The sequence below is a fragment of the Bradyrhizobium sp. USDA 3256 genome (assembly GCF_054058275.1).
The window spans coordinates 7,443,302-7,458,120 of the sequence record NZ_JBSSAE010000002.1 but is presented as its reverse complement, the minus strand read 5'-3'; the positions used below and the strand labels follow the sequence as shown (position 1 = coordinate 7,458,120).

Sequence of the window (14,819 nt, the reverse complement as noted above, 5' to 3'; positions counted from 1 at the left end):
CGCCCAATCGTGTTACATTGGCAACGCGAAAGTCTTGTCAAAATGATGAATTCCTTGACATCTTGCCAGCGTTGACAACCCCCCGACCGGGCCATATCTCTGGCCAACCGCGTCAGCGGCGAGAGCGCTTATTTTGCTGCGTTTTTCGCCGTTGAACCCAGGATGGCCTGTTTCCCACTCAATTGGCGGAGGAGCCCCCGGGCCGGGGCTCGAACCGTAGCGCGTCACGGTGAGTTGATAGGCGATCCGGCGGACCATCTCAGGCTGTAATCCAAGACTGAATTCCAAGTTGAATTCCAACACTGAACGAAGACCGAACTCGAGACCGAAGAACAGGAATTTCGCATGATCGGCGCGCTCGCCCGCAAGTTTTTCGGCTCCGCCAACGACCGTCGGGTCAAGGGGTATCAGTCCCGCGTCAATGCCATCAACGCGCTGGAGCCCGAGCTCGTCAAACTGACGGACGATCAGCTCAAGGCCCGCACCGCCGAATTCAAGCAGCAGCTCGCCGGCGGCAAGACGCTGGACGACATCCTGGTTCCGGCCTTCGCCACCGTGCGCGAGGCGGCCAAGCGGACGCTCGGCCAGCGCCATTTCGACGTTCAGCTGATCGGCGGCATAGTGCTGCACGAGGGCGACATCGCCGAGATGAAGACCGGCGAAGGCAAGACGCTGGTCGCGACGCTTGCGGTGTACCTCAACGCGCTCGCCGGCAAGGGCGTCCACGTCGTCACCGTCAACGACTACCTCGCCCGCCGCGACTCCGGCTGGATGGGCCAGATCTATGCCTTCCTGGGGCTGACCACCGGCGTGATCGTACACGGCCTGGACGACGCCGAGCGCAAGGCCGCCTATGCCTGCGACATCACCTACGGCACCAACAACGAATACGGCTTCGACTATCTGCGCGACAACATGAAGTACCGCCTGGAGGACATGGTCCAGCGCGAGCATTACTACGCGATCGTCGACGAAGTGGACTCGATCCTGATCGACGAGGCGCGCACGCCGCTGATCATCTCCGGCCCGCTCGACGACCGGTCGGATTTCTACAACACCATCGACACCTTCATGCCGCAGCTGAGCAAGGTCGCCGACTTCGAGGTCGACGAGAAGCAGCGCACGGTGACGCTGACCGAAGGCGGCATGGAGAAGCTGGAGAACTTGCTGCGCGACGCCGGCCAGCTCAAGGGCGACTCGCTGTACGACGTCGAGAACGTCTCCGTCGTGCATCACGTCAACCAGGCGCTGCGCGCGCACACGCTGTTCACGCGTGACAAGGACTACATCGTCCGGGACGACGAGGTCGTCATCATCGACGAGTTCACCGGCCGCATGATGCAGGGCCGCCGCTATTCGGAAGGCCTGCACCAGGCGCTGGAAGCCAAGGAGCACGTCACGGTCCAGCCCGAGAACCAGACGCTGGCCTCGATCACCTTCCAGAACTATTTCCGGATGTACCAGAAGCTGTCCGGCATGACCGGCACGGCGCTGACCGAAGCCGACGAACTGTTCGACATCTACAAGCTCGAGGTCGTGGAGATCCCGACCAACCTGCCGGTGGCGCGCCTCGACGAGGACGATGAGGTCTACCGCACCCAGAACGAGAAATACGCCGCGATTCTTGCCGAGATCGAGCGCGCCAACAAGCGGCTGCAGCCGGTGCTGGTCGGCACGGCCTCGATCGAGAAGTCGGAAGTGCTGGCCGAGTACCTGAAGAAGCACGGCTACAAGCAGATCGACTTCACGTCCGAATCCGGCATGGAGAAGCTCTATGCCGCGGCGCGCGCCGGCAAGCCGGCAAAGCTGTTCGCGGTGCTGAACGCGCGCTTCCACGAGCAGGAAGCCTATATCGTCGCGGAAGCCGGCGTGCCGGGCGCGATCACGATCGCGACCAACATGGCCGGCCGCGGCACCGACATCAAGCTCGGCGGCTCGCTCGAGATGCGGATCCAGCAGGAGACCGCCGGGATCACCGATGAGGCCGAGAAGGCCAAGAAGATCGAGCAGATCAAGGCCGACATCGAGCGCTTCCGCGAGATCGTGCTGAAGGCGGAAGAGGATTTCGAGGTCGAGCCGGTCAAGGGCAGCAAGCCCGCCAAGACCGTGAAGAAGCCGGGCGGCCTCTACATCATCGGCTCCGAGCGTCACGAATCCCGCCGCATCGACAACCAGCTGCGCGGCCGTTCCGGCCGTCAGGGCGACCCCGGCCGCTCGAAGTTCTTCCTGTCGCTGGAAGACGATCTGATGCGCATCTTCGGCTCCGACCGGCTCGACAGCATGCTGCAGCGGCTCGGCCTGCAGGAAGGCGAGGCGATCATCCATCCCTGGATCAACAAGGCGCTCGAGAAGGCGCAGCAGAAGGTCGAGGCGCGCAACTTCGACATCCGCAAGAACCTCTTGAAGTTCGACAACGTCCAGAACGACCAGCGCAAGGTGATCTTCGACCAGCGCGTCGACCTGATGAAGGACGACAGCGTCGTCGAGACCGTGACCGACATGCGCCATGCCTTCGTCGAGGACGTGGTCGCCAAATACATTCCCGAGCACGCCTATGCCGAGCAGTGGGACACCGCCGGCCTCAAGGACGAGCTGAAGCGCGTGCTCGATGTCGATCTGCCGGTCGACGAATGGGCCAAGGAAGAGGGCATCGCCGACGAGGAGCTGCTGACCCGCATCGAGACCCATGTCGACGAGCGTATGGCCGCCAAGGTCGCGCAATGGGGTCCCGACGTGATGCGTTACGTCGAGAAGACCATCCTGCTGCAGACGCTCGACCATCTCTGGCGCGAGCACCTGATCATGCTCGACCATCTGCGCCAGGTGATCGGCCTGCGCGGCTATGGCCAGCGCGATCCGTTGCAGGAGTACAAGACCGAGGCCTTCAACCTGTTCCAGGAGATGAGCGCGCATCTGCGCGAGGCCGTCACCGCGCAGCTGATGCGGGTCGAGATCGTGCCGCCGGAGGAGCCGCCCCAGCCGCTGCCGCTGATGGAAGCGCACAAGCTCGACCCCAACACCGGCGAGGACGAGTTCGCGCAGGCGCGCCTGACCGAGGCGACCTATGCCCAGGCCTCGCTGGCGCCGGGGATGATTGCCACCGACCGCGATCCGAACGATCCGGCGAGCTGGGGCAAGGTCGGCCGCAACGAGGACTGCCCCTGCGGGTCAGGCAAGAAGTACAAGCACTGCCACGGCCGGTACGCGTAAGCCGTCGCACGCGCTGAGGCGGCGGGCGACTGGCCCGCCCGTCGAGCCGCATCGCTCTCAGCCGGCGAAGGCCTTGTCGAGATCGGCGATCACGATCTTCTGCATCTTCAGCATCGCCTGCATCGCGCGGTCGGCGGCCTTGCGGTCGGGGGCGCTGAGATAACGGCCGAGCGCGGTCGGGATCACCTGCCAGGACAGGCCGAATTTGTCCTTGAGCCAGCCGCAGCGCGATTCCTGGCCGCCGTCGGTGAGCTTCTCCCAGAAGTAGTCCACCTGCTCCTGGGTCTCGACGCTCAGGAAGAATGACACCGCCTCGTTGAACTTGTGCTGCGGCCCGCCATTGAGCGCGTGGAACCGCTGCCCCTCGAGTTCGAAGCTCGCCATGAAATCGCTGACGGTCTCGATCTTGGCGTTCGGAAACACCGATTGGTAGAAGGCGACCGCGTCGCGGACGTTGTTGTCGAGCCAGAGGAACGGCGTGATCGAAGTCATGACGGGAAATCCTCACTTACGAGTAATCGGGTGGACCAGCGCGGCCAAGCGCGAAGGCTGCGCCGCAGGGCGCGCCCCAAGGACGCACCAAACCGCTGCATCCCGACATTTCCTGCCGGTCTTTTTTCGATGGTTTCGTTAGAAGCGCGCCGGGCCGGCGCGGCCTTAATTGGCGCTGCCGATCAGGCTTTCCAGCAGGCGCTTGAGCTCGGTGGTCGACTTGTCGCCATAGCTCTCGACGATGTGCTCCTCCTGGCTCACCGCGAGCGAGTTGAGCCGCCGGCACAGCGCCTTACCGCGGTCGGAGACGAACATCAGCACCTTGCGGCGATCCTTGGGATCCTGGACGCGATAGACCAGGGCATCCGACACCATGCGGTCGATCATCTTGGTCAGCGTCGGATGGTTGAGCAGCACAGCATCCGCAAGCTCGCCCATCGAGTGGCCGTTGCCGTCGGACAGCACTTTCAGGATGCGCCACTGCTCGACCGGCACGCCTTCCTTGGCGAGCCGCGTCTCCAACTGCCGGTTGATCTCCCGGTTGGCTTGCGCCAGCAGGTAGGCGAGATGTTCGGTGATCGGGGAATTTTCTTTCGGCGGTTTAGCCACGGCGTGAGACCTGGTTCCTGACCCGGTGAATGAATGTCCGGCAACTCATGCCGTTTCTATATGCACTTCAATTGTTGAATATTCAATATTTTCACCTAGGATATTCCCCCAACCAAGGGGCGGATGCCGCGACCGCCCGCTGGCTGCGTTGCGTACTGCTTCCCAGACAGGAGTTGGCGTGCTCTCGACGGTCTCTTTCCAGGCGTATGGCGGCATGCCCGTCGCGCCGCCGCTGCTGTTTCGAAACCCGTCGTCCTGCGCGGCCGATCTTGCTTTGACCCTCAAGCCCGGCTCGTCGCGCCGTCGCGGCACCGACAGCAAGCTTCGAATCGGCAATTTCATCACCTTCTCCGGCGCGCCCGGGATCTGGGGGCCGATCTCCGCCAACAGCGTCATGCTCGCGGTCGCCGAGATCAACCGGCGCGGCGGCATCCGCGGCCGCGAGGTCGAACTGTCGATGTACGACGCCGGCGGCCCGATCGAGGAGGTGGTGCGCCGCGCCGAGCGGGCGATCGCGTTCGACGAGATCGACGTGATCATGGGCTCGCATATCTCGGCGGTGCGCCTCGCGCTGCGCAAGGTCACGGCCGGCCGCATCCCCTATGTCTACACGCCGGTCTATGAGGGCGGCGAGCGGACGCCCGGCGTGATGGCGATCGGCGAGACGCCGCGCGCCGAAAGCCGGCCGGCGATCCACTGGCTCGCCGAGGTCAAGAAGGCGCAGCGCTGGTATTTGATCGGTAGCGATTATGTCTGGCCCTGGCAGTCGCATCGCGCGGTGAAGCGCTACATCAAGGAGGCCGGCGGCCACGTCGTCGGCGAGGAATTCGTCCCGCTCGGCGAGGACAATCACGAGCCGCATCTGGCGCGGATTCGCGCAGCACGGCCCGATGTCGTGCTGATCACCCTGATCGGCACCGACAGCATCACCTTCAACCGCGCCTTCGCCGAGGCCGGGCTTGCGGCGACCACGCTGCGCTATGCGGGCGCGATGGACGAGACCGTGATGCTCGGCATCGGCCCGGACTCGACCCAAAACCTGTTCTGCGCCTCCGGCTACTTCGGGTGCATCGATTCGCGCGCCAATGACGACTTCCGGACCAGCTACCGCACGATGTTCGGGGCGCATGCGCCGCCGATCGGCTCGGTCGGGCAGTCCAATTATGAGGGGATGCGCTTTCTCGAGGCGGCGGCCAACGAGGCGCGCTCGCTGTCGATCGGACCATTGTCCGCCGCAGCGCACAACCTCGTCTACAGCGGCGCCCGCGGCACCGTCACAATTCGCGACGGCCGCGCCGAGATGCCGATCTATCTTGCCGAGGCTGACGGTCTCGACTTCAATGTGATCAGGACGATCTAGATGGACCGGGCGATGCCGCGCTCGTCGCGCGGCTTGCCGGTGCCAGACAGGAGCAGGTGTGCATTCGACGCCCTACGTCATGGCCCGAACCTCGAGCAACAGGGATGGCGGCCTTCCATGCCCGCCATCCCTGCTGTTCCGGAACCTGACGTCGGCGCGGTCCGATCGGGTCTTTTCCCCGATGGATCGGGACGGTTTCGGTCCGCGCGGTGCGCGCAGCCGGCTTCGGATCGCCGGCTTCGTCTGCTGCACCGGTTCGCCCGGGATGTGGGGACCGGCCGCGACCTCGAGCGCGCAACTCGCCGTCGCCGACATCAACCGGCGCGGCGGCATCCTCGGCCGCGAGATCGAATTCTCGGTCTATGATGCCGGCGGACCGATCGAGGACGTGCTCGATCGCGCCGAGCAGGCGATCGCATCCGACGACGTCGATCTCATCATGGGCATGCACACCAGCGCAGTGCGCGTCGCCTTGCGTGGCCTGATCACCCGCAGCAAGATCCCCTACATCTACACGCCGGTCTATGAGGGCGGCGAGCGGACGCCGGGCGTCATTGCGATCGGCGAGACGCCGCGCTGGCAGAACCGGCCGTCGATCCACTGGCTGGCCGAGGCGAAGCGTGTTTCGCGCTGGTACCTGATCGGCAGCGATTATGTCTGGCCATGGCAGTCGCACCGCGCGGTGAAGCGTTACATCAAGGAGACCGGCGGTCTCGTGGTCGGCGAGGAGTTCGTGCCGGTCGGCGAGGATAATCACGAAGCGCAGCTGGAACGCATCCGCGCCGCGAAACCCGATGTCGTGCTGATCTCGCTGATCGGCACCGACAGCGTGACCTTCAACCGCGCCTTCGCCGATGCCGGTCTTGCCGCCACCACGCTGCGCTTCGCCGGCTGTTTCGACGAGACGGCGCTGCTCGGCATCGGCGCCGACAAGACCGAGAACCTGTACTGCGCCTCCGGCTATTTCTCCTCCGTCGGCTCACGCGAAGGCGACGATTTCAGGGACCGCTATCGCGCGATGTTCGGTGCCTTCGCGCCGCCGGTCGGCTCGTGCAGCGAGTCCGCCTACGAAGGATTCTGCCTGCTCGAGGCCGCCGCCAAGCGCGCCGGCACGCTGGACATGCGGCCGCTGCTCGCGGCGGCGGACAACCTCGTCTATCGCGGGCCGCGCGGTCCGGTCACGGTGCGCAGCGGCCATGCCAGGATGCCGATGTATCTTGCCGAAGCCGACGGTCTCGACTTCAGGGTGATCAAGCCGATCTGAGCAGTGCGACAGCGTCGCCGGAAGGTTTTGCGAAATAATACTTGAAAAGGAAAATATTTCCGTTTTCAATACAACAATGGGATGAGCGGTTCGCGCCGGCAACGCGCCGCTGCACCCTGCCTCGAGGGATCAAATCCAAAGATCAAAAGCTATCAGGAGAGCGCCGTGACCGTCGTCCTTCCCACGCCAACGCAACTTCGTGCCGTCGCCGAGCAGTGCGGCCTGTCACTGACCGATGAGGATGTGGCCTCGTTCCGCGGCCTGATGCAGGGCTCGATCGACGCCTACAACGTGATCGCCGCGATGCCGGACGAGCTGCCCGCGGTGAAATATCCGCGCACGCCCGGCTATCGCCCGGCGCCAGAGGAGAACCCGCGCAATGCCTGGTACTACAAGTCGACCGTGAAGGGCGCGGCCTCCGGCAAGCTCAAGGGCAAGACGGTGGCGCTGAAGGACAACATCATGCTGGCCGGCGTGCCGATGACGAACGGCTCGTCGACGCTGGAAGGCTATATCCCCGATTTCGACGCCACCATCGTCACGCGCATGCTCGATGCTGGCGCCGAGATCGCGGGCAAGACCCATTGCGAACATTTCTGCCTGTCCGGCGGCAGCCACACCAACTCCTACGGAGCCGTGCACAATCCGCACAAGATGGGTTACTCGGCCGGCGGCTCGTCGTCGGGCTCCGGCGTCGTGGTCGCGCTCGGCGAGGTCGACATGGCGATCGGCGGCGACCAGGGCGGCTCGATCCGCATGCCGTCCTCGTTCTGCGGCACCTACGGCATGAAGCCGACCTGGGGCCTCGTGCCCTATACCGGCATCATGCCGATCGAGATCTTCGTCGACCACACCGGACCGATGACCGCGACGGTGGAGGACAACGCGCTGCTGCTCGAGGTGATCGCCGGCGACGACGGCTACGATCCGCGCATCAAGGCGCCCAAGGTCGAGGATTACACCAAGGCGCTGGGCAAAGGCGTCAAGGGCATGAAGATCGGCATCCTCAAGGAAGGCTTCGAGCAGCCGACCGCGGAGGCCGCGGTCAATGAAAGCGTGCGCGAGGCGGCCAAGCGCTTCAAGGACCTCGGCGCGTCGGTCGACACCGTGTCGATCCCTATGCACATGGTCGGCCCCGCGATCTGGACCCCGATCGGCACCGAAGGCCTGACCCAGACCATGATGTTCGGCGACGGCTACGGCCTGAGCCGGTCCGACCTCTATTCGACCTCGCTGATGGACTTCCATCGCGGCTGGCGCCGCCAGGCGGATTCGCTGTCGGAGACCACCAAGCTGTTCATGATGCTCGGCACCTACATCAACAACAATTTCGGTCCGCGCTTCTACGGCAAGGCGCTCAACATTTCCCGCCGCCTTACCGCGGCCTATGACAAGGCGTTCAAGGATTACGACCTGCTGCTGCTGCCGACCACGCCAATGAAGGCGCCGGCGCTGCCGGCGGCCAATGCCAGCCGCGAGGACTATGTCGCACGCGCGCTCGAGATGATCACCAACACCGCGCCGTTCGACATCACCCACCACCCGGCGATGTCGTTGCCCTGCGGCATGGTCGACGGCCTGCCGGTCGGGTTGATGCTGGTCGGCCGGATGTTCGAGGAATCCACCATCTACCGCGCCGCGCACGCCTTCGAGCAGGCCGGCGACTGGAAGAAGATGTGAGGCGCCGCTTGTCGCAGACGCAGGCTGGATGGATCGAACGCCATGGCTAGCACTTTTGCCGCGGCGTTCGAGATCGTGAGCTTCGGTGCGATCATCGTGCTGGTGGTGCTCGGGCTCGGCATCATCGCCAGCATGATGGGCATCTTCAACTTCGCGCAGGGCGAGTTCGTCCTGCTCGGGGCCTATGTGACCTATCTGGCCTACGCCCATGGCGCCCCGGTCTGGGCCGGCATGGTCGCGGCGCCCTTCGTGGTCGGCGCGATCGGCTTCGTGCTGGAGGCGCTGATCATCAGGCGGTTCTACGCCGCGCCGATCGTGGCGATGCTCGGCACCTATGCGCTCGGGCTGATCATCCGCGAGAGCGTGCGCGGCCTGATCGGCGGCTTCTATCTCACGGTGCCGGAGCCGATCGGCGGCTCGATCGACCTCGGCTCGGTCCACATCTCGGCCTGGCGCTTCACCATCATCGTGATCACGCTGCTGGTGATGGGTGGCTGCTATCTCTTGCTGGCGCGCACCTCGTTCGGGCTTCGGGTCCGCGCCACGCTGGAGAACCCGGCGCTGGCGCGCGCGTCGGGCATCTCGACGCCCCTGATCTACGGGGCGACCTTCGCGTTCGGCGCGGCGCTGGCCGGGCTTGCCGGGGCGCTGATCGTGCCGGTGTTCAGCCTGTTTGCAGATCTCGGCATCCGCTTCCTGATCCAGGGCTTCGTCGCCGTGATGGTGGGTGGGGTCGGCTCCTTCATCGGTCCGGTCGCCGGCGCCGGTGTGATCGGCACGCTCAGCGCGGCGCTGCCATGGGTGATGTCTCCGGTCGTCGCCGACGTCCTGGTCTTCGTGCTCGCCATTGCCTTCATCAAATTCCGCCCGCAGGGCCTCATATCGGGAAAAGGGGTTTAGTCAGATGTTCGATCGCACCAATCTCACGCGCCGCCGCTTCATGAGCAATTTCGCGTTCGCGACCGGCGCGCTCGCGACCGGGGTCGGTAGCTGGGTGGTCAGGCCCGACTGGGCCAATGCCGCCGAGGGACCGATCAAGGTCGGCATCGCGACCGACTTGACCGGCCCGATCGCCTATGCCGGCAACGCCGACGCCAACGTCGCCAAGATGGTGATCAAGGAGATCAACGCCGGCGGCGGCCTGCTCGGCCGGCCGCTCGAGCTCTATATCGAGGACACCGCCTCGAACGAATCGGTCGCGGTCGGCAATGTCCGCAAGCTGATCCAGCGCGACAAGGTCGACATGGTGCTCGGCGGCATCACCTCGTCGATGCGCAACGCGATCAAGGATCCGATCGTGGCGCGCGGCAAGACGCTCTACATCTATCCGCAGCTCTACGAGGGCAAGGAGTGCACGCCCTATCTGTTCTGCACCGGACCGACCCCGGCGCAGCAATGCGACACCTTCATTCCCTGGCTGATCAAGAACGGCGGCAAGAAGTTCGCGCTGCCGAGCGCCAACTATGTCTGGCCGCACACGCTCAACGTCTACGCCCGCAAGGTGATCGAGTCGAACGGCGGCGAAGTGGTGTTCGAGGAATACTACCCGCTCGACCAGGTCGACTTCTCGGCCACCGTCAACCGCGTCATCTCCAACAAGGTCGACGTCGTCTTCAACACGGTGATCCCGCCCGGCGTCGGTCCGTTCTTCAAGCAGCTCTATGAAGCCGGCTTCCTCAAGAACGGCGGGCGGCTCGCCTGCGTCTACTATGACGAGAACACGCTCAACATCAATCAGGCCAACGAGATCGAGGGCCTTGCGAGCTGCCTCGACTATTTCAAGGTGCTGACCAAGGAGGATCCGTTCGACGCCAAGCTCCAGGCGGCCTATGAGAAGGATTTCCCCGGCAACTTCCTGTTCGCGGCCGGCAGCGCCGCCACCGGAACCTATCGCGGCCTCAAGCTGTGGGAGGCGGCGGTCAAGGAGGCCGGCAAGGTCGACCGCGACTCCGTTGCGGCCGCGCTCGACCACGCCAAGATCGCCGAAGGGCCGGGCGGACCCGCGGAGATGGTGCCGGGCAAGCGTCACTGCAAGATGAAGATGTACACCGCTGTTGCCAAGGGCGGGAACTATGAGATCGTAGCGCGCAGCGACGGTCTCGTTGATCCCAAGGAATGCTGAGCGATCAATGGTTGGAGCAAGAGAGGCTGTCGCACGCGTCGGTGAGGAACCAGATGTCGTGACGGGCGAGGGTGCACCGGCCGCAAGCGCGCCGGCGGGACGAGCATCGGCAGGATGGAAGGTCCTGCCGATCGTGGAAGGGCTGGTGCTGCTGATCGCACTGGTCCTGCCATGGGTGCTGCAGGATTATCTCACGGTGTTCGCCACCCGCGTGGTGATCCTCGCGCTGTTCGCGCTGTCGTTCGACCTGGTGTGGGGCTATGCCGGCATCATGAGCTTCGGCCAGGCGCTGTTCTTCGGTGCCGCCGGCTACGGCGTGGCGCTGATGGCGCGCGATCTCAATGTCACGTCGATCCTCCTGATCCTGCCTGCCGGCACGTTGATCGGGCTCACCGCGTCGCTGCTGCTCGGCGGCTTCCTGCTGCTCGGGCGTTATCCCTCGAGCGTGATCTTCGTCTCGCTCGGTACCCTCACCGGCTCCTATGCCGCGGACCGGCTGGCGCGCGGCTGGTACTATCTCGGCGGCCAGAACGGCATCCCGTCGATTCCGCCGCTCACCCTCGGCAGCTACGAGTTCGAGGAGGGCCCGATCTACTACTACATGGTGCTCGGCATCCTCGTGGTCGTCTATCTGCTCTGCCGCTTCCTGGTCCGCTCGCAATTTGGCCTCGCGCTCGCGGGGCTGCGCGAGAACGAGCAGCGCATCGCCTTCTTCGGCTACAAGGCGCAGCATCTGAAGGCGATCATCTTCGCGGTCGGCGGCACCATCGCCGGCCTCGCCGGCAGCCTCTATGCCTTCCACGAGGGCTTCGTCTGGCCCAACATGCTGGGCGTCGTGTTCTCGACCCAGGTCGTGCTTTACGTTTTGTTCGGCGGCTCCGGCACGCTGATCGGCGCCGTGATCGGCACCGTGATCATCGAGGGCGTCAGCTTCTGGCTGTCGGATAATTACCGCGACGTCTGGCCGATCATCCTCGGCGTGCTGCTGCTGCTCGTCATCATGTTCCGGCCGCTCGGGCTGATCTCCTTCGTGCTCGGCGAGCGCGAGCGGGTCGGCAGTTTCGGCAAAGCCCCGAAGGAGACCGGCAATGCCGCTCCTTGAGGCGCAAGGCATCAGCAAGGTGTTCGGCAAGCTCACTGCGCTCGACGGCGCGGCGCTGACCGTCGGCGAGAACGAGTTCCACGGCCTGATCGGCCCCAACGGCTCGGGCAAGAGCACGCTGATGAAATGCGTCGCCGGCGCCGAGGTGCCGACCACGGGCAAGGTCAGCTTCATCAACACCGACATCACCGCGTTCACGCCGACCGAGCGCGCCCGCGCCGGCATGAGCCTGAAGTTCCAGATCACCTCGGTGCTGCCGACGCTGACGCTGTACGACAACATCCTGCTGGCGCTGCAGGCGCACTGCTCGCTGTTCGATCTGGTGCTGTCGCGCACCCGCAACAAGCTGCACGATCAGGTGATGACGATGCTGACCCAGTTCCGCCTCGCCGATCGCGCGCATGATGCCGCCGCGGCGTTGTCGCACGGCCAGCAGCAATGGCTGGAGATCGCGATGGCGCTCGCCGGCAAGCCGCGGCTGTTGCTGCTGGACGAGCCGACCGGCGGCATGAGCCTCGAGGAGCGCCGCGTCACCGGCGAATTGTTGCAGCCGATCAAGCAGCATTGCTCGCTCGTCATCGTCGAACACGACCTCGATTTCATCCGCGACATCTGCGACCGCCTCACCGTGCTCGACCAGGGCAAGGTGCTGGCGTCGGGGACGGTCGCGGAGATCCAGGCCAACAAAAGCGTCCAGGAGATCTATCTTCGCCGTGCCTGAGCAAACCTTCCTCGATATCCGGCATCTCGATGCCGGTTACGGCCGCAGCCAGGTGCTGTTCGATGTCAACATCGGCATTCCCTGGCGTGGTGGCGTTGCCGTGCTCGGCCGCAACGGTGCCGGCAAGACCACGTTGATGAAGACCATCGTCGGCGAGCTCACGAGCTCGCAGGGCGAATTGTTCTTCGACGGCCGCGACATCACCCGCCGCCGCACCGAGGAGCGGGTGCGCTCCGGCATCGGCTATGTGCCGCAGGAGCATTCGGTGTTCGCCCGCCTGTCGGTACGCGACAACCTCGCGGTCGGCTCGCTGTTCAATTCGGATTCGAGCGCGGTCGATCGCGTGCTGACCATCTTCCCGAAACTCGGCCAGCGCCTCGACCAGCCGGCCGGCACGCTGTCCGGCGGCGAGCGCAAGATGCTGGCGATCGGCCGTGCCATGCTCGGCAATCCAAAATTGCTGCTGCTGGACGAGCCGACCGAAGGCGTCTGGATCGGCGTGATCGAGGAGATCACCGAGCGGCTGATCGAGCTCGCGAAGAGCATCTCGGTCGTGATCGTCGAGCAGCATCTCGACCTCGCGCTGCGCGTCGCCGACTATGCCTATGTGCTGGACCGCGGTCGCGTCGCGCTGCAGGGTGGCGCGAGTGAGGTGCGGAGCGATCCGGAACTGCTGCGCTACCTGGCGCCGTAGCGCTGCGGAATTTCAATGCGGCAGGCGGTCGGCCTTCCGCCCGATCACGCCGTCTCCCGGCGTCCGCGTCCGCCGTACCGATCGCATCTCGCGACGTACATACCAGGCGGCGACCGAGCAGATCAGCCAGGCCAGCGCTGCGGCGATGAAGCCGGCCGGCACGCTGCGGTCCACCGTCAGCGCGAAGACGATGGCAAATGCCAGCATGCCGAACGCGCCGAGCGCCGCGCCTGCGGCATCCAGCGCCGCGGCCTGCTGCCCGCGCCACGTGCCGTTGAGGCCGGCGTTCCGCTTGCGGCGGATTTCATGCTTCTCGATCAAGGTCACGCTGGCGCAAAGGATGGCGGGGAATGCAAGAAAGGCGCCGCCGACATAGGCGCCGCAAGTGCTGCTGATCAGGCCGGTCAGGACGGTGGCGCCGCCGCCGAGCACGAAGCGGATCAGATATTCGGTCCAGCGGCTTTCCCTGAGCGCGGACAGTGAGACGCGGACGGGTGTCATGCCTGTCCTCCGGCAACGCCCAACAAGCCGAACACGATCGCCAGCCAGACGATCAGCGCCAGCAAGGTGGCGGGGGCGGCGCGCAGCTTCGCGCGAATCAGCAGTTGGCAGACCGCGAAGCTATAGATGGCCAGCGCAACGGCGCCGGCCATCATCGCGCGGCTCTGCAGGCCGGCGTAGTCGGCGCCGTGCTGGTACACGGCGATGCCGAGGGTCGCGAGCGCGACCGACGGCGCCGCGCCGAACAGGCCGGCGAAGCTCTTCGGGCGCAGCAGGTCGCCCAGCATCGCGAAGGCCGACACCACGGCCCCGCCCAGCAGAAATCGGATGACATATTCGGTCATCGCGCTTTGCCCCGCGGCGGATCGTCACCGGGATAGCCGGTCCACAATCGCAGCAGCCGCTCGAGAATCGCTCCGAGGCCGAATCCCGCGATCACGTCGCTCGTCCAGTGTGCGAGCACCACAACGCGCGTCAGCGAAAGGCCGACCGCGACTGTCTGGATTGCGCACCGCGCGCCGGCGGGCAATGTCGCGGCCGCCGACGCCAGCGCGCCCATATGCAGCGCGTGCCCTGATGGAAAGGCGTCGTCGCGCTTGCCCGAGATCGGGATGCCGTTGGCATGGCCGGCCACGGTCAGGCGATCCGGGCGGGTCTGATTGAACAGCAATTTCAGGCCATGCGGCAGCAGCGATGCTGCGACCGTCACCAGCAGCGCGTGATTGCCGGCGCGCTCGAGCGAGGCGCCGCGCCCGCGTGAGGCGAGCCAGCCGGCGGCGGCGAGCACAAGCAGGACCTTTTCGTCAGCGCCCCAGGTCAGTGTGCGGGCGATCTCTTCCGGCGCAGGAGCGGTGTTGCGGGCGATCGCACGCGCGATCATAGCGTCCGCCGCGGTCGGGCGAATGGTGATCGGGAAGGGGGCGCCTCGCTGGCGGCGCGCTCGAACTCTGGCTGTCGTATGCATGGTCAGGTTCCCATCCAACGCGCCAGCCGCGGCATGGGTCCTAACGGGGCATGCAAGGAACCAAATGCAGATCGATGCTCTTGAACTCTTGCCCGTCTCG

Annotated in this window: 14 protein-coding genes; 9 read left to right on the top strand and 5 right to left on the bottom strand. The window is 65.3% G+C overall.

Annotated features, from left to right (window positions below; all coding sequences use genetic code 11):
• Positions 1 to 345 precede the first annotated feature (345 nt).
• Positions 346 to 3,210 carry a preprotein translocase subunit SecA gene (gene secA, locus ACVWY5_RS37170; RefSeq protein WP_028337311.1) on the top strand — a complete coding sequence of 955 codons (2,865 nt, stop codon included), beginning with the start codon at positions 346 to 348 and terminating at the stop codon, positions 3,208 to 3,210.
• A 57-nt stretch (positions 3,211 to 3,267) separates the two neighbouring features.
• Here secA and ACVWY5_RS37165 read toward each other — a convergent pair whose 3' ends face one another.
• Both ACVWY5_RS37165 and ACVWY5_RS37160 read right to left on the bottom strand, forming a co-directional pair.
• Positions 3,268 to 3,702: a VOC family protein gene (locus ACVWY5_RS37165; RefSeq protein ID WP_028337310.1), complete on the bottom strand. Its 435-nt coding sequence runs from the start codon at positions 3,700 to 3,702 to the stop codon at positions 3,268 to 3,270.
• A 165-nt stretch (positions 3,703 to 3,867) separates the two neighbouring features.
• A complete protein-coding gene (locus tag ACVWY5_RS37160; protein WP_016847408.1) occupies positions 3,868 to 4,311 on the bottom strand; it encodes a MarR family winged helix-turn-helix transcriptional regulator in 444 nt (147 codons plus the stop codon).
• 178 nt (positions 4,312 to 4,489) lie between these two features.
• Here ACVWY5_RS37160 and ACVWY5_RS37155 point away from each other — a divergent pair, with 178 nt between their 5' ends.
• From ACVWY5_RS37155 to ACVWY5_RS37120, 8 genes are all read left to right on the top strand, one after another.
• The gene (locus ACVWY5_RS37155) at positions 4,490 to 5,671 is read left to right on the top strand and encodes a substrate-binding domain-containing protein (protein ID WP_028337309.1); all 1,182 of its coding nucleotides are present in this window, start codon (positions 4,490 to 4,492) and stop codon (positions 5,669 to 5,671) included.
• A gap of 79 nt (positions 5,672 to 5,750) precedes the next feature.
• Positions 5,751 to 6,935 (top strand): substrate-binding domain-containing protein, encoded by a 1,185-nt coding sequence (locus ACVWY5_RS37150; protein ID WP_028337308.1) that lies wholly within the window; start codon positions 5,751 to 5,753, stop codon positions 6,933 to 6,935.
• 165 nt (positions 6,936 to 7,100) lie between these two features.
• Entirely contained in the window at positions 7,101 to 8,615 is a 1,515-nt protein-coding gene (locus ACVWY5_RS37145; protein ID WP_028337307.1) for an amidase, read from the top strand.
• Between the two features lie 42 nt (positions 8,616 to 8,657).
• On the top strand, positions 8,658 to 9,515 hold the full coding sequence (locus ACVWY5_RS37140; RefSeq protein WP_028337306.1) for a branched-chain amino acid ABC transporter permease: 858 nt from the start codon (positions 8,658 to 8,660) through the stop codon (positions 9,513 to 9,515).
• 4 nt (positions 9,516 to 9,519) lie between these two features.
• Entirely contained in the window at positions 9,520 to 10,737 is a 1,218-nt protein-coding gene (locus ACVWY5_RS37135) for a substrate-binding protein (protein WP_028337305.1), read from the top strand.
• A gap of 7 nt (positions 10,738 to 10,744) precedes the next feature.
• Positions 10,745 to 11,839 (top strand): branched-chain amino acid ABC transporter permease, encoded by a 1,095-nt coding sequence (locus ACVWY5_RS37130; RefSeq protein WP_038377931.1) that lies wholly within the window; start codon positions 10,745 to 10,747, stop codon positions 11,837 to 11,839.
• Positions 11,826 to 12,560, top strand: a complete 735-nt coding sequence (locus tag ACVWY5_RS37125) for an ABC transporter ATP-binding protein (RefSeq protein ID WP_028337303.1) — start codon at positions 11,826 to 11,828, stop codon at positions 12,558 to 12,560. The genes ACVWY5_RS37130 and ACVWY5_RS37125 overlap by 14 nt, the downstream gene beginning before the upstream one ends.
• Positions 12,553 to 13,254 (top strand): branched-chain amino acid ABC transporter ATP-binding protein, encoded by a 702-nt coding sequence (locus ACVWY5_RS37120; protein ID WP_028337302.1) that lies wholly within the window; start codon positions 12,553 to 12,555, stop codon positions 13,252 to 13,254. The genes ACVWY5_RS37125 and ACVWY5_RS37120 overlap by 8 nt, the downstream gene beginning before the upstream one ends.
• A gap of 12 nt (positions 13,255 to 13,266) precedes the next feature.
• Here the strand turns inward: ACVWY5_RS37120 and ACVWY5_RS37115 are convergent, their stop codons facing one another.
• The 3 genes from ACVWY5_RS37115 to ACVWY5_RS37105 are packed head-to-tail and all read right to left on the bottom strand — an operon-like array spanning position 13,267 to position 14,719.
• Positions 13,267 to 13,755, bottom strand: coding sequence for a DUF3147 family protein (locus tag ACVWY5_RS37115; protein WP_028337301.1), 489 nt, complete (start codon positions 13,753 to 13,755; stop codon positions 13,267 to 13,269).
• Positions 13,752 to 14,099 (bottom strand): DUF3147 family protein, encoded by a 348-nt coding sequence (locus tag ACVWY5_RS37110; protein WP_028337300.1) that lies wholly within the window; start codon positions 14,097 to 14,099, stop codon positions 13,752 to 13,754. The genes ACVWY5_RS37115 and ACVWY5_RS37110 overlap by 4 nt, the downstream gene beginning before the upstream one ends.
• Entirely contained in the window at positions 14,096 to 14,719 is a 624-nt protein-coding gene (locus ACVWY5_RS37105) for a phosphatase PAP2 family protein (RefSeq protein WP_028337299.1), read from the bottom strand. The genes ACVWY5_RS37110 and ACVWY5_RS37105 overlap by 4 nt, the downstream gene beginning before the upstream one ends.
• Positions 14,720 to 14,819: the final 100 nt, after the last annotated feature.

Excerpts from the sequence above, each read along its gene's own strand:
- secA (WP_028337311.1), top strand. The coding sequence starts at position 346 with ATGATCGGCGCGCTCGCCCGCAAGTTTTTCGGCTCCGCCAACGACCGT.
- ACVWY5_RS37165 (WP_028337310.1), bottom strand. The coding sequence starts at position 3,702 with ATGACTTCGATCACGCCGTTCCTCTGGCTCGACAACAACGTCCGCGAC.
- ACVWY5_RS37150 (WP_028337308.1), top strand. The coding sequence starts at position 5,751 with ATGGCCCGAACCTCGAGCAACAGGGATGGCGGCCTTCCATGCCCGCCA.
- ACVWY5_RS37140 (WP_028337306.1), top strand. The coding sequence starts at position 8,658 with ATGGCTAGCACTTTTGCCGCGGCGTTCGAGATCGTGAGCTTCGGTGCG.
- ACVWY5_RS37135 (WP_028337305.1), top strand. The coding sequence starts at position 9,520 with ATGTTCGATCGCACCAATCTCACGCGCCGCCGCTTCATGAGCAATTTC.
- ACVWY5_RS37130 (WP_038377931.1), top strand. The coding sequence starts at position 10,745 with ATGGTTGGAGCAAGAGAGGCTGTCGCACGCGTCGGTGAGGAACCAGAT.
- ACVWY5_RS37125 (WP_028337303.1), top strand. The coding sequence starts at position 11,826 with ATGCCGCTCCTTGAGGCGCAAGGCATCAGCAAGGTGTTCGGCAAGCTC.
- ACVWY5_RS37115 (WP_028337301.1), bottom strand. The coding sequence starts at position 13,755 with ATGACACCCGTCCGCGTCTCACTGTCCGCGCTCAGGGAAAGCCGCTGG.
- ACVWY5_RS37110 (WP_028337300.1), bottom strand. The coding sequence starts at position 14,099 with ATGACCGAATATGTCATCCGATTTCTGCTGGGCGGGGCCGTGGTGTCG.
- ACVWY5_RS37105 (WP_028337299.1), bottom strand. The coding sequence starts at position 14,719 with ATGCATACGACAGCCAGAGTTCGAGCGCGCCGCCAGCGAGGCGCCCCC.